13 protein-coding genes and 2 pseudogenes are annotated in these 12,799 nt (G+C 40.0%); 4 read left to right on the forward strand and 11 right to left on the reverse strand.

What is annotated here, in order from left to right:
- A partial coding sequence (locus tag B9T23_RS16410) for a cation diffusion facilitator family transporter (protein ID WP_086194834.1) occupies positions 1-810 on the reverse strand: 810 nt, incomplete at its 3' end.
- Positions 811-1,122: 312 nt separating this feature from the next.
- A pseudogene (locus tag B9T23_RS17100) lies at positions 1,123-1,674 on the reverse strand (transposase); the annotation flags it as partial.
- A 327-nt stretch (positions 1,675-2,001) separates the two neighbouring features.
- Here B9T23_RS17100 and B9T23_RS16425 point away from each other — a divergent pair.
- The 3 genes and pseudogenes from B9T23_RS16425 (at position 2,002) to B9T23_RS16435 (ending at position 5,148) form a co-directional block, all read left to right on the forward strand.
- Positions 2,002-3,489 (forward strand): SulP family inorganic anion transporter, encoded by a 1,488-nt coding sequence (locus B9T23_RS16425; protein ID WP_086194837.1) that lies wholly within the window; start codon positions 2,002-2,004, stop codon positions 3,487-3,489.
- Between the two features lie 12 nt (positions 3,490-3,501).
- Positions 3,502-4,353 (forward strand): universal stress protein, encoded by an 852-nt coding sequence (locus B9T23_RS16430; protein ID WP_086194838.1) that lies wholly within the window; start codon positions 3,502-3,504, stop codon positions 4,351-4,353.
- A 91-nt stretch (positions 4,354-4,444) separates the two neighbouring features.
- A pseudogene (locus tag B9T23_RS16435) lies at positions 4,445-5,148 on the forward strand (IS6 family transposase).
- A gap of 177 nt (positions 5,149-5,325) precedes the next feature.
- On the opposite strand, the gene B9T23_RS16440 reads toward B9T23_RS16435, so the two are convergent.
- The 4 genes from B9T23_RS16440 to B9T23_RS17105 form a co-directional block, all read right to left on the reverse strand.
- The gene (locus tag B9T23_RS16440) at positions 5,326-5,433 is read right to left on the reverse strand and encodes a DUF2474 family protein (RefSeq protein ID WP_086194839.1); all 108 of its coding nucleotides are present in this window, start codon (positions 5,431-5,433) and stop codon (positions 5,326-5,328) included.
- Between the two features lie 9 nt (positions 5,434-5,442).
- On the reverse strand, positions 5,443-6,447 hold the full coding sequence (gene cydB, locus B9T23_RS16445) for a cytochrome d ubiquinol oxidase subunit II (protein WP_086194840.1): 1,005 nt from the start codon (positions 6,445-6,447) through the stop codon (positions 5,443-5,445).
- Positions 6,444-7,889, reverse strand: coding sequence for a cytochrome ubiquinol oxidase subunit I (locus tag B9T23_RS16450; protein ID WP_086194841.1), 1,446 nt, complete (start codon positions 7,887-7,889; stop codon positions 6,444-6,446). Before B9T23_RS16450 ends, cydB begins: the two co-directional genes overlap by 4 nt.
- 260 nt (positions 7,890-8,149) lie before the next feature.
- The gene (locus tag B9T23_RS17105) at positions 8,150-8,560 is read right to left on the reverse strand and encodes a DUF2946 domain-containing protein (protein WP_086194842.1); all 411 of its coding nucleotides are present in this window, start codon (positions 8,558-8,560) and stop codon (positions 8,150-8,152) included.
- Between the two features lie 396 nt (positions 8,561-8,956).
- Here B9T23_RS17105 and B9T23_RS16465 point away from each other — a divergent pair, with 396 nt between their 5' ends.
- Positions 8,957-9,136: a helix-turn-helix domain-containing protein gene (locus tag B9T23_RS16465; RefSeq protein WP_086194846.1), complete on the forward strand. Its 180-nt coding sequence runs from the start codon at positions 8,957-8,959 to the stop codon at positions 9,134-9,136.
- Between the two features lie 719 nt (positions 9,137-9,855).
- Here the strand turns inward: B9T23_RS16465 and B9T23_RS16475 are convergent.
- The 5 genes from B9T23_RS16475 to B9T23_RS16495 form a co-directional block, all read right to left on the reverse strand.
- Entirely contained in the window at positions 9,856-10,599 is a 744-nt protein-coding gene (locus tag B9T23_RS16475; RefSeq protein ID WP_086194843.1) for an SDR family NAD(P)-dependent oxidoreductase, read from the reverse strand.
- A gap of 68 nt (positions 10,600-10,667) precedes the next feature.
- Positions 10,668-11,288: a class I SAM-dependent methyltransferase gene (locus B9T23_RS16480; protein WP_086194844.1), complete on the reverse strand. Its 621-nt coding sequence runs from the start codon at positions 11,286-11,288 to the stop codon at positions 10,668-10,670.
- 28 nt (positions 11,289-11,316) lie between these two features.
- Positions 11,317-11,652 carry a carboxymuconolactone decarboxylase family protein gene (locus B9T23_RS16485; RefSeq protein ID WP_086194845.1) on the reverse strand — a complete coding sequence of 112 codons (336 nt, stop codon included), beginning with the start codon at positions 11,650-11,652 and terminating at the stop codon, positions 11,317-11,319.
- Positions 11,653-11,706: 54 nt separating this feature from the next.
- Positions 11,707-12,102, reverse strand: coding sequence for a rhodanese-like domain-containing protein (locus tag B9T23_RS16490; protein ID WP_086194847.1), 396 nt, complete (start codon positions 12,100-12,102; stop codon positions 11,707-11,709).
- A gap of 261 nt (positions 12,103-12,363) precedes the next feature.
- On the reverse strand, positions 12,364-12,799 hold a 436-nt coding region (locus tag B9T23_RS16495; protein ID WP_143222546.1), incomplete at its 5' end, for a sulfite exporter TauE/SafE family protein.

Below are 12,799 nucleotides of genomic sequence, written 5' to 3' on the forward strand. Positions count from 1 at the left end.
AGATTCAGTAATTACTGTCAACAAGGCATCCGCACTTTGTAATTTTTCATCATAAACCACATGCACTGTTAATGCGTTCTCCAGGGTACTCATACTCCAGATATGTAAATCATGCAAAGTCACGACACTCGGTGTATTCAATAAACAGTTTCTCACTTCCAAAAGATTGACTTGATCTGGCACACCATCAAAAAGTAAATGTAAAGATTGCTTGAATAATGAAAAGGTTCCTAGAATGATAATAATGGCGATAACCAGCCCCACTACAGCATCAATCCATAACCAGCCCTGCCATAAGTATAAAGCCCCAGCAATCACCACCCCGACAGAAACAACGGCATCTGCCGCCATATGTAGAAAGGCTCCTCTGATATTCAAATCATGCTGACTATTTTTTAGAAATAAAAAAGCTGTACTCAAATTCACCGCCACGCCGATTGCCGCCACCACCATAACGGTGATTGCTGCTACAGGACTTGGAGACTGAATACGTTGTATAGATTCCCATGCTAAAGCAAACATGGCAAATAAAATCAGGACTGCATTAATAAAGCTTGCCAGAATAGAAGCTTTTTTCCAGCCATAAGTATGCCGTCGATTAGACTGCAGCTTAGCTACACTATAGGCAGCCCAAGCCAAAAGTAACCCCCCGACATCAGTTAAGTTATGCCCTGCATCTGCCAGTAAGGCCATAGAGCCCGTATGCCAGCCATAAATTGCTTCAATTGCCACGAATCCTAAATTTAATACAATACCTATTGCAAAAGCAGTTCCATAATTGACTGTCCCGTGGATATGAGAATGAGACATAATCAGTAAATATTCCAAAGAAATTATTATTAGTAATTAAAGCATTTTAAACTTCAAAGCAATTTCTTATTTTTCAAAGGAATCTTATAGCAACCGGCTATATACCAAGAATAGTAAACGTAACTCAGATATCCCTTCACTAACAGGTTGAGTATCTCTGAAATTTCTATCTTCTACATAGTCAATCCGAACTCGTATTCGTCTTTTAGCTTGTTGATCTTTTAATTTATAAAAATAAAAAATCAAATACTTAGTGTAAATTTGGTATTCTAAAAGCGGACATTTCTATTTTGGGCTTACATTTTCTGTTTCTCTATCACCATAGATAACTGCTGATAATCCACCAACCAATTCTTCAATTTTTTTAATGTCAGCCAAATGACCATTAGATAAAATCATCTTAAAAAATTCACCTTCACTATTCATTAATAGAGGTAATTTACAGCCAAAAAACCATCCCAATAGAATTGGGTTGCAATACAGTCTAAGGTGTGATGGCCCTGAGGAATTCTTTTGTTTTACAGATGGGTAGAGAAGATGAGTCAATCCATGTTGCCCTTCTTGTTATTTTGTTAAAGCATAATGTAAAGCATGAATAGCAAATTGATGCTGATTGATCAAAGTGATCATATTTTTAGAACCAGGTAAAGCTTGAAAAAGATTCCGTTGAAACTGATGAAGAAAATGGAAAAATGTTTTGAAATTATTTACGTGTGATGCTTTATAGCAGATAGCAATCGTTACAATTTCGGATAAGGATAAGGTTGCTTGGCGCATTCGCCTACGTATATTTTGCTGTTTGAGAGATAGCCAGTAGATAGGTTTGAATTCTTTGAAAAAGCCATCAAAAACACAAAAAGTTATTTAAAATCAAAAATTTGTTTAGAATATTTAGATTGTATGAGAACTTTCTAACTGGCTCTAACCATTTTTGTTCAAGGTAATTCCTTATCCGTAATTCGGGTTATCTAAAAATGTTTGGGTAGATATACGCTATCTTAGCTGTTATGCTTCCCTAGCCATTCTTACCTCCCCCTCTTAATTTATATGACACTTACGCCACCATAAGTTTATTTACCTCTTCAATTCGTAAATAACTCATCACTGTCTAGTGATGTGGTGTAGTCGCTTGTGTGTTGTATATATCACATCACTAGCCTTTCCTAAAATTTAAAAAAACAGGCTATGTTTATGTTATCCACTATTCGAGAACGATGGTTCTCCAATATTCGCGGGGATGTCCTTGCGGGTATAGTCGTTGCTTTGGCTCTAATTCCTGAAGCAATTGCTTTCTCCATCATTGCAGGCGTCGATCCTAAAGTCGGGCTATACGCTTCATTCTGTATTGCAGTCGTAATTGCTTTTGTCGGTGGTCGTCCCGGTATGATTTCTGCGGCAACCGGTGCAATGGCTTTATTAATGGTCACCCTGGTTAAAGAGCATGGTCTGCAATACTTATTAGCAGCCACAATTTTGACAGGATTTATTCAAATCCTAGCAGGCTATCTAAAATTAGGTGCCTTGATGCGCTTTGTATCAAAGTCAGTCGTGATTGGCTTTGTGAATGCCCTCGCTATTCTGATTTTTATGGCTCAATTGCCTGAACTCACCAATGTCACCTGGCATGTCTATGCGATGACCATTGGCGGTTTAGCGATTATTTATCTCTTCCCTTATATCCCAGTGATAGGCAAGCTTTTACCCTCTCCCCTCATCTGTATTGTCCTCCTTACGCTCTTTGCCTTGTTCATTGGTTTAGATGTAAGAACTGTAGGCGATATGGGACAATTACCAGATACGCTACCCATTTTCTTACTTCCTGATATCCCTTTAAATCTTGAAACCTTAGCGATTATTTTGCCTTATTCATTAGGTCTGGCAGCTGTAGGTTTGCTTGAGTCCATGATGACCGCAACAATTGTGGATGATTTAACCGATACCAATAGTGATAAAAACCGTGAGTGTAAAGGACAAGGGGTTGCCAATATTGCATCAGGTTTTATGGGGGGAATGGCAGGCTGTGCCATGATTGGTCAATCGATTATTAATGTAAAATCTGGTGGTCGTACCCGTTTATCCACCTTTACCGCCGGATTATTTCTATTGATTATGGTGGTGTTTATCAGCGACTGGCTCAAAGTCATTCCAATGGCTGCACTGGTTGCCGTCATGATCATGGTCTCCATTGGAACATTTAACTGGGATTCACTGCGCAATATTCGCCAATATCCCATCTCTAGCAATATCGTGATGATCGCGACAGTGGTTGTGGTGGTTGCCACACATAACCTGGCTTATGGCGTATTAGTGGGTGTGCTTCTCTCCGCATTATTTTTTGCCAATAAAATTGAACGCTACATGGCGATTCAATCTGTATTTGATGAATCAGAAAATACCCGTACTTATATGGTAACGGGTCAAGTGTTCTTCAGCTCGGCAGATAAATTTACGTCTGCATTTGATTTCAAAGAAGCACTTTCAAAAGTGGTGATTGATGTCAGTCAGGCTCACTTCTGGGACGTTTCTGCGGTCGCAGCCGTAGATAAAGTGGTCATTAAGTTTAGACGTGAAGGAACAGAAGTCGAACTGATCGGAATGAATGAGGCCAGCAAAACATTAGTGGATAAATTTGGGATCCACGACAAACCAGATGCTTTAGATCGCTTAAATAGCCACTAAGAGGGATGAATTATGTCAAAAATTATTGCGTGTATTGATGGATCATTAGCAACAAATACAGTATGCGACTATGCAGCTTGGTTTAGCGATAAACTGAATTCACCGCTTCAGTTACTGCATGTCATTGATAAGCCTAGAGCGAAAGCACCACAAGATTTAAGTGGTGCAATTGGTTTGGGAAGTCGAGAAACTTTGCTCAACGAGTTGGTTGAACTGGAAGAACGTAAGGGAAAAATTGAGCTAGAGCATGGCCAAATTCTTCTTCGGGAAGCAAAAAACTATCTATTGGAGAAGTTCTCTATTGATGCTCAAAGTTTTCAACGCCATGGCAGTCTTTTAGAAACAATCATGGGAATGGAAGAGGACATTCGAGTTCTTGTTATGGGTAAGCATGGAACTGAAACCGAGCACAATTCCAGTAAAGTTGGAACCCATATTGAAAATGTTGTTCGTGCTCTTCATAAACCCGTGTTAATCACATCTTCACCGTTTAGTCCACCTCAGTCTTTTTTAATTGCTTTTGATGGAAGTCCGACTGCACGTATTTGTGTAGACAAAATTGCAAATAGCCCTTTATTAAAAACCCTGACCGCTCATGTCGTTTATGTGGGTAAGCCAAATAGTGATACGACATGTCAAGTGACTTGGGCAAAACAGCTACTTGCAAATAATGGTTTTGATGTCATTGATAGTGTGCTTGAAGGTGAAGTTGAGAAATCAATATTGGATTATCAAGAGAAAAACTCTATTGATATGATGGTGATCGGTGCATACGGTCATTCAAAAATACGCCAGTTTTTTATTGGGAGTACGACGACCAAATTGTTATCAAACTCTACAAAACCAGTACTATTACTAAGATAACCTATACAAGATAAAGGGATAGTTTTAACGGCACTGTTGCAAATAGCCATTGATGATAAGCTAAATAGTTTTTTAGCTAAAAGTGCAGCATATGAATCCCTTCCAGGGTCGGCATTTTCAGGGCGAAATCATTCTTTGGGCTGTGCGCTGGTATTGTAAATATGGCATTAGCTATCGTGAACTTCAGGAAACGCTTGCCGAACGTGGTGTGAATGTTGATCACACTACGATTTATTGTTGGGTTCAACCTTATGCTCCTGAAATAGAAAAACGCTTACGCTGGTATTGGCGTAATCCTACAGATCTGAGCTCATGGCATATTGATGAAACTTATGTAAAAGTAAATGGACGATGGTCTTATCTGTATCGTGCAGTCGATCAACGTGTCGATACCATTGATTTTTACCTTTCTTCTAGAGGTAATACCAAATCAGCATATTGTTTTCTTGGAAAAATTTTAAATAATGTGAAGAAGCGGCAAATTCCACGGGTGATCAACACGGATAAGCACACCAAAATGGAGGTGCTTTGTCACGGTTAAAACAGGAAGGGAAATGTTCACCAGACCTTGAGCACAGGCAGGTTAAGTACAAAAATAACCTGATCGAATGTGATCATGGCAAGCTAAAAAGGATCATCAGGGCCACATTAGGATTCAAATCTATGAAGACGGCTTATGCCACAATTAAAGGTATTGAAGTCATACGTGCACTACGTAAAGGACAAGCATCGTCATTTTATTATGGCCAGACTCAGGGTGAAGTGTGTCTAATCAACAGGGTTTTCGGTCTCTAAGCTTTTTTGAAAGGAATATCATCGACTCAGATCCCTATTTGCAACAGTGCCGGATTCCGTTTGTTCAGTTGCTTTTTTAAACTCGATACCAACACAAAAAAGATCTTTTTTCATTATTTACTCCTAATTTATCGAAAATAGGTCAGTAAGGAGATCTCACTGACCTATGTTTAAAACTTAATAGGCCAATTTCAACAAAAATCTAAACAGTCCTGCGACCAGTGCCAAACTTAAAAAACCAGCCAACCATAAGCAAATAAACCATTTTAATTCAGAAGTTTTCATCACGTCTCCTTAATGATACCCATCATCACCAATACGCACTTTATCTCTGAATACCCAATAGGATAATCCTGTATAAATAAGAATGATTGGAATTAAGATAAGTGCTCCAATCAGTGCAAAAAGTTGACTACTAGCAGGTGCTGCAGCCTCCCATATAGTGACTGAAGGCGGAATCACATAAGGCCATAAACTGATTAGAAAGCCTGTATAGGCTAAAATGACCAAGGCTAAAGTGTAAATGAATGGCAAAAACTCTTTTCTCTGCTTACAGGCTTTGAGTGCCAGGAAAGTAAATAGAAGAACTAACACCGGTACTGGACTAAAATAAAATATTTGGGGCTGGCTGAACCAACGCTCTGCAATTTGATGATGAACTAAAGGCGTATAAATACTGACACAACCAAAAATTACAAATAATGTAATAATCAGTTTAGGCATAAATTCAAACATTTTATTTTGTAATGCTTTTTCAGTTTTAAAAATTAACCAGCCACATCCTAGAGTTGCATATAGGACAACAACACTCACACCAGTAAACAGGGAAAAAGGTGTTAACCAGTCAAGACCACCTCCCGTATAGACACCATTGGTTGTTTTTATTCCCTGAATATAGGCACCCAAAATTACGCCTTGTAAAAATGAACTCAGAATGGAACCCCATATAAAAGCTTGATCCCACAGATGTTTGGTTTTATTGGCCTTAAACCTGAATTCGAATGCCACACCACGGAAAATTAAGGCAATTACCATAAGAATGATTGGCATATACAGAGCTGAAAGCACCGTAGAATACACCAAAGGAAATGCTGCAAATAATGCAGCACCACCAAGTACCATCCATGTTTCATTACCATCCCATACCGGTGCGACGGTATTCATCATGACATCACGTTCCTGCCGATCGGAAATAAAGGGAAATAGAATACCGATGCCGAGGTCAAAGCCATCCAGTACGACATATATCAACACACCTAAGCCAATAATTAGAATCCAAATCAATGATAAATCGATCATTTTTGATTCTCCTGATCTTGTGTAGGATTTGTTTTATTTAAGTCGTTCTCATCATCAATCGTACTTAAAGGACGTTTTGAAGCTTGAATGACTTCCTGCTCACTATGTGGTTCCAAATGGATAAATTCCGGACCTTTACGCATCAGTTTCAGCATGTAAAAAATGCCAACTCCAAATACAATAAAGTAGACAACTACAAAAATAACCAGTGTTAAGCCTACCTGTTCTGCTGAGACAGGCGAGAGGGCATCTTTGGTACGCAACACACCATAAACAACCCAAGGTTGACGACCAACTTCGGTTGTAAACCAACCTGCAAGTAAAGCAATAAATCCTGATGGCCCCATATATAAGGCAAACTTATGCAACCATACGGAATCATAAAACTTTCCTGTTTTTCTCAGCCATACCCCTAAAATTGCCATCAGAATCATGAGTACACCAAGCCCTACCATGATCCGAAAACTCCAGAATACAACCAGTGAGTTTGGACGGTCTTCAGGTGCAAACTCCTTTAAACCTTTGACTTCACCATCCAGGGTATGCGTCATGATCAGACTGCCAAGATTTGGAATACCTATCGCATATTTGGTTTCTTCAGCTTGCATATCAGGAATACCAAATAAATAAAGAGGCATACCATGATCTTTATTCGTTTCCCAATGCCCTTCAATTGCAGCTAATTTGGCAGGCTGATGTTCAAGCGTATTCAGACCGTGCATGTCACCTATAAACATTTGTAGCGGTGCCAGTGCCAGAATCATCCACATGGCCATTGAAAATGATTTTTTCACCAAGGCATCACGACGGCCTTTTAATAAATGGAAAGCAGCTGTTGCTGCAACTAACAAGGCAGAAACAAGGAAAGCAGCCATCGCCATATGAGCTAATCGATATGGGAAGGAGGGATTAAATACAATCGCAAACCAATCTTGCGGGACGATAATCCCATTTTCTATAGTGAAGCCTTGAGGTGTTTGCATCCAGCTGTTCGAAGACAGAATCCAGAACATGGAGATACAGGTACCCACTGCAACCATTAGTGTTGCAAAAAAATGAGCTTTTGGACCTACTCTGCCCCAGCCAAAAAGCATAATCCCAAGAAAACCTGCTTCAAGGAAGAAAGCACTTAAGACCTCATAAGCTAATAATGGGCCTGTCACACTGCCGGAAATTCGTGAAAACTCACTCCAGTTGGTGCCAAACTGATAGCTCATCACCACGCCAGAGACCACGCCCATACCAAAGGACAGCGCAAAGACTTTGATCCAGAACTTAAATAAATCGCGATAGACTGGATCATGGGTTTTAAGCCAACGCCATTCCAGAACAGCCAGAAAGCTGGCTAAACCAATAGAAATTGCTGGAAAAATAATATGAAATGATACGGTAAATGCGAACTGGATACGCGCCAGTTCCAGCGCAGTCAGACCTAAGTTCATGCTGCCTCCTGCTGATAGATTGAACAGTGGAAAGGTATCAAAAAGGTCGCTTGAAGCCGTTTGACTGGCAAACCTCTCCCTGCATTTATCATCTTGTCTAGGAATAAAAGATCAATCCTGGATACTCTGTGCACTTTTTTAAGTGCGAACAGAACCATAACGCTGTCAGCGAACAGCGAAAGCTGAATTTTCATGATTAAAACTCTTTAAGATGTTGTGTGGTACAAACAGATCAACTGTTTGACGTGACCAATCATGTCCTAAAGAGCTAAAGGAGGTGCTCTGCCTTGCGGGAGCAAATACAGCTTCTGTAAGCTGAAATAGACATGTTGGAAGACAGTCTGATAGAAATTTAATCTGACCTGAATTCGGTTCAGAACTTCATCAATCCCCAGCTTAAATGGCAGTACCAAATCACCATAGACCGTACAGTATTGACACTGGTGGTTATGCTGATTGTGATCGTGGGAATGTTGAAGAATCAAATCCTGCAGCAGCTCATGATAAACTGAGTGGGCATGATGATGATCAGCAGGCGAAAGAAGATTGTGGGTAATCGACATACAGACCGGAGCAATATGAAATTTTTCCGGCAGTAGAGGTTGCAAATATACTGCAATTTGCAAAAGTAGTGCTGCAAATGCGATAAATAGTCCACTTTGCTTCAGCAAATTTTCTCTCGACTGGCATCGAATAGGAGGGATACGCTGAATAAAAACATGAAATTTAAGGATAAATTCCTACGTATTTACTCAACTTTTCACTCTACAAATATATAGTATATATTCGGTTTTGAAAAGCAAAAAAATAAAATAAAAAGTTAGTTAAATTAAATACTTAAAACAACAAACAGCCTTCTCCTGCAGTTTATTCTGGAGAAGGCTGTTTATTGTCTAAAGAATGTTCAGCCATCACCACCCAATGACCTTCGGATTTTTCAAAGTCTTATTACAACTTTTTGATGTATCAATAAGGAGGAGACAACAATCAATCTACTTCAGCATGATCATACACATCCCCAAAAAAGTGATTTTAATAGCAGCTGTTATCTGGATTTGGCGTAACAGATTGTCAGGATCAGACGTGCTCTTAATATTTCACAGACAGAACTAGCATCGAAACGGTATATTTCCGCCCGTACTCTAGAAAGCTGGGAACGTGGAGTTCATCATCCCTCAAGCTCAGCCCAGGCCTTGTTAAAACTCTTTATCAAGTCACCTCAGTTTGTTTTGAAAAATCTTGCTTAAAGGCAATGAACTATGCTTTTTGAATAGTTCTTTTTTCTATCAGCTTCATAACTTATAAATCATGAACCGATATATACAGTAAAGAGTGGCAGTATCGGTTTGGAGGAATCTCTCATGTTTATTGTAATTACCTCACAGAATAGACGTAACATTCCCCCCCCCGCTGGAAAATGCAGAAAGTTTTAGAAATATGAACTTAAAGACAAGGGAATTATTGATAAGCAGTTAATTGAGGTTGAGAAAGAAGATACCTTTAGTCAATCAGGTTTGGTTCTAGACAAGATATTACCAATGGATATGCTGATTACAGCAGGCATGGGTGAACGACTGCGGGGAAAACTCAGAAATATAGGGGTCCATGTCATCGTGACTGAGGAAATTGATCCTGATAATTTTATTAACAGTTTACTTTAACTCGCCTACATCTGCACCTTCGTTAAATGCTTTAGATTATGTTCTGTGTACGCTTGAATAAAATCTGAAACCATAGTTAAAGTTCCCATTAAACGTTAATAGGAACTTTCGCTGATAAAGTACACCTTACCTAACTGCTATTTGAGCAAAACATTAAATTGCCTAGGTTTGAAATAGGTTGACACTATATTTCATATAAACGCCTGACGAATTTCATCGGGCATTTTTTATTTGTAAGAGAGGCTTCTATATAAATTAAAAAGGAAAAACCGTCTCAATCAGATGAAGGCCTTTCCTAAAATTACCTATTGTGAAGTATATGCACCATCTACCACATACTGGCTGCCCGTTACAAAGGATGCATCATCAGAAAGTAAGAAGGCAACGACCTGAGCAACTTCTTCCGGCTGTCCCAAACGCCCAATTGGATGTAATTTTGTCAGTTCAGCTTCATCAAACTCACCAATTAAAGGGGTTTTAATATAACCTGGATGTACAGAGTTAATACGAATACCCTTTTCAGCATATTCTAGCGAAGCTGTTTTAGTAAGCCCGGTTACACCATGCTTAGCTGCAACATAACCAGAAATATTTTTAGTCCCAACTAAACCTAAAATTGATGCTGTATTCACAATCGCACCACCTCCTGCTGCCAATATTGCAGGGATTTGATAATGTAAACCATAAAAGACCGCATTCAAATTAATATCAATCACACGACGCCAAGCTTCAATACTTAAATCTGCAATTGGCTGAACGTCACCCAATATTCCAGCATTGTTAAAAGCCAAATGAAGGGCACCATACGTGTTGACTGAAAATTCAACCGCTGCTTTCATATCTTCAGGTTCAGCCGTATTGGCTTTATTCGCAGCAGCTTTACCGCCTAAAGATACAATTTCCTCAGCAACTTTCTGTGCTGCTTCAAAGTTAATATCCGAGACTACAACACTTGCACCCTGCTTCGCTAAAAGCATAGCTGTGCTTTTCCCAATACCAGAACCCGCACCAGTAACTAGGGCAACTTTATTTTTGAACCGATTTGACATAATAAAACCTCTTTTTTAAAGTACTGCAATGCTGAATATTTACATCACATTTAATAATTCACTTATTTTTACTTCATCACTTGTATCGCAAATTGAATAACATGACATTTACCGCAATGTAATTCTCCCTCCTGTCTTTCTTGCTCTGCTACATAAAAATGATGGAGATGGTCCTGGCCGAACACGTCCAGAATGCACCGCGGATCGTATAAATATTCGATATTTTTAGGGCCACCGGTTTTATATTTGATCTGCTCCTTGGAATACAGCTCACCGATAAACCATCCACCGTTGAGCAAGGATTTTCTTATGCCTTCTAAAACCTGTTTTTGTGTTTCTGTATCGAAATGACCAAATACACAGATCACGTTTTGATAACACTCGGATGGCCATTTAGCTGCTGTTAAATCAACATTTTTGAGTTCAAGTTTTATCCCTTTGGCTTCGGCCTTGTTGGACAGATGCTTCAAAGCAACATCGGAATAATCCCAGACTTCCGCCGAAAAAGGGTAACCCTGCTGTCTTGCCCGCTCAGTCAAGTACAGGATATTCCGTCCTTCCCCTTCAGCAATTGCCAGTGTTTTACCCTCTATTCGGATTTTGTCCGCAATTTCCTGAATGAAAAGATTTGCTGCTGTGCCGTACAGATCTTGCGTCTGGGCATACAATTCATTCCAGTGCTGACTCATTTCAGCCTCCCTTTACTAAACTATCCAATCAGCTGGAAAACTCTTTAAATGCCTCCAGGGCATTTGCGGCATACATCAATGAAGGTCCACCACCCATATAGACTGCAACGCCTAGCACTTCTTCAAGTTCCTGTAGCGTCATGCCCATTTTTACTAATGTTCTGACATGAAAACCGATGCAACCATCACAGCGTGCCGCCACACCAATCGCCAAGGCAATTAGCTCCTTGGTTTTCGGATCAATTACGCCATCACGCATCGCAATCTGGGACAACTGATTAAAACTTTTCATTAAATCAGGCGAATCCTGACTTAAGGTTCTTAAACTGCCTGAAATATTTTGGGTTAATTCTTTGTATTTCATAACTTTACCTAAAATTAAAAAATCAACAATAAGGTTTTTTTCTACTGCAACAGGTTATTTTTCTACCGGGTAGCCCTGTTCCAACCAGGCCTGATAGCCCCCCTGAACTGACTTCACCTGGGTAAATCCCATATGCTGTAAAGTATCTGCCGCCAACGATGAACGTCCACCCGTGCCACAGATCAAATAGATGGTTTGATCTTTTAAATGTTCCAGTGCTTGCAAGACATCACAGTGATGGCTAGCCAAAGGATGCTGGTGGATTCGCATTTCCAGTACACCGCGGGGATAATTGACTGCCCGATCTATCGCTGCTGCCTGAAATTCATCCGGCTCCCTGACATCAATCAGTATGGTTTTATGGTTTTTCATTGCCTCAAACAGTTCATCTACGCTGACTTCCTGAATCCGGCTTTTCGCATTCTGGATCAATTGCTCTGCAGTTTTCATCATTTTCATTCTTCCTCGCTCATCAAAATCAGCTTCATCTGTTATAAATGCCGGTTCAGCAGCTTAAAAGCGCTTTGTTATAAGCTCTCATTCCAGCACTGTTGCAGCGATAACGCTATTGAAAACAGTCCATTTGCTAAAGTCATTTCAGACTCTACACCTGTTTAATCTTCATTCAGATGACATAAAATAGGGTATTCTTCCTTCAATTATCATCCAGATGCGGACCTTCTATCTTTATCCGTAAAACATTTCACGGGACTAGCCCATGAGTGCTGAATAAATTAAATACACAGCTACCCCAATCACAGTTGTGGCAAAAATCTTCTGAACCCGGTTACTTTCAATTCGGTGCATCAGACTGCGTCCAATTAACATCCCTACAATACAGGCCAGGACAAAAGTCAGCGTGACCGAAACAGGATATTGAAAGCCATCTAGCACGTGTGCAGAAATACTGACACCACCAATCAGGAAAATAATCATTAGAGAAGTCGCAACGATACTGCGCATATCGAGGTCGGTGAATTTACGCAGTGCCGGGACAATCACAAAACCGCCGCCCACCCCGAGCAAGCCGGTCAGTAAACCCGCCACTACGCCAATACCGGCGAGGAACGAGGCAGTTTTCACATTCCAGATCAGGCGACCGGTCGTTTGATTGACCTTACACGGTGTATTCTCATGGTCATTAACT

The organism is Acinetobacter terrae, assembly GCF_002135195.1.
GTDB lineage: Bacteria > Pseudomonadota > Gammaproteobacteria > Pseudomonadales > Moraxellaceae > Acinetobacter > Acinetobacter terrae.

Bases quoted from the DNA above. Each gene is read 5' to 3' on its own strand.
- B9T23_RS16425 (WP_086194837.1), top strand. From the start codon at position 2,002: ATGTTATCCACTATTCGAGAACGATGGTTCTCCAATATTCGCGGGGAT.
- B9T23_RS16430 (WP_086194838.1), top strand. From the start codon at position 3,502: ATGTCAAAAATTATTGCGTGTATTGATGGATCATTAGCAACAAATACA.
- B9T23_RS16440 (WP_086194839.1), bottom strand. From the start codon at position 5,433: ATGAAAACTTCTGAATTAAAATGGTTTATTTGCTTATGGTTGGCTGGT.
- cydB (WP_086194840.1), bottom strand. From the start codon at position 6,447: ATGATCGATTTATCATTGATTTGGATTCTAATTATTGGCTTAGGTGTG.
- B9T23_RS16450 (WP_086194841.1), bottom strand. From the start codon at position 7,889: ATGAACTTAGGTCTGACTGCGCTGGAACTGGCGCGTATCCAGTTCGCA.
- B9T23_RS16475 (WP_086194843.1), bottom strand. From the start codon at position 10,599: ATGTCAAATCGGTTCAAAAATAAAGTTGCCCTAGTTACTGGTGCGGGT.
- B9T23_RS16480 (WP_086194844.1), bottom strand. From the start codon at position 11,288: ATGAGTCAGCACTGGAATGAATTGTATGCCCAGACGCAAGATCTGTAC.
- B9T23_RS16485 (WP_086194845.1), bottom strand. From the start codon at position 11,652: ATGAAATACAAAGAATTAACCCAAAATATTTCAGGCAGTTTAAGAACC.
- B9T23_RS16490 (WP_086194847.1), bottom strand. From the start codon at position 12,102: ATGAAAACTGCAGAGCAATTGATCCAGAATGCGAAAAGCCGGATTCAG.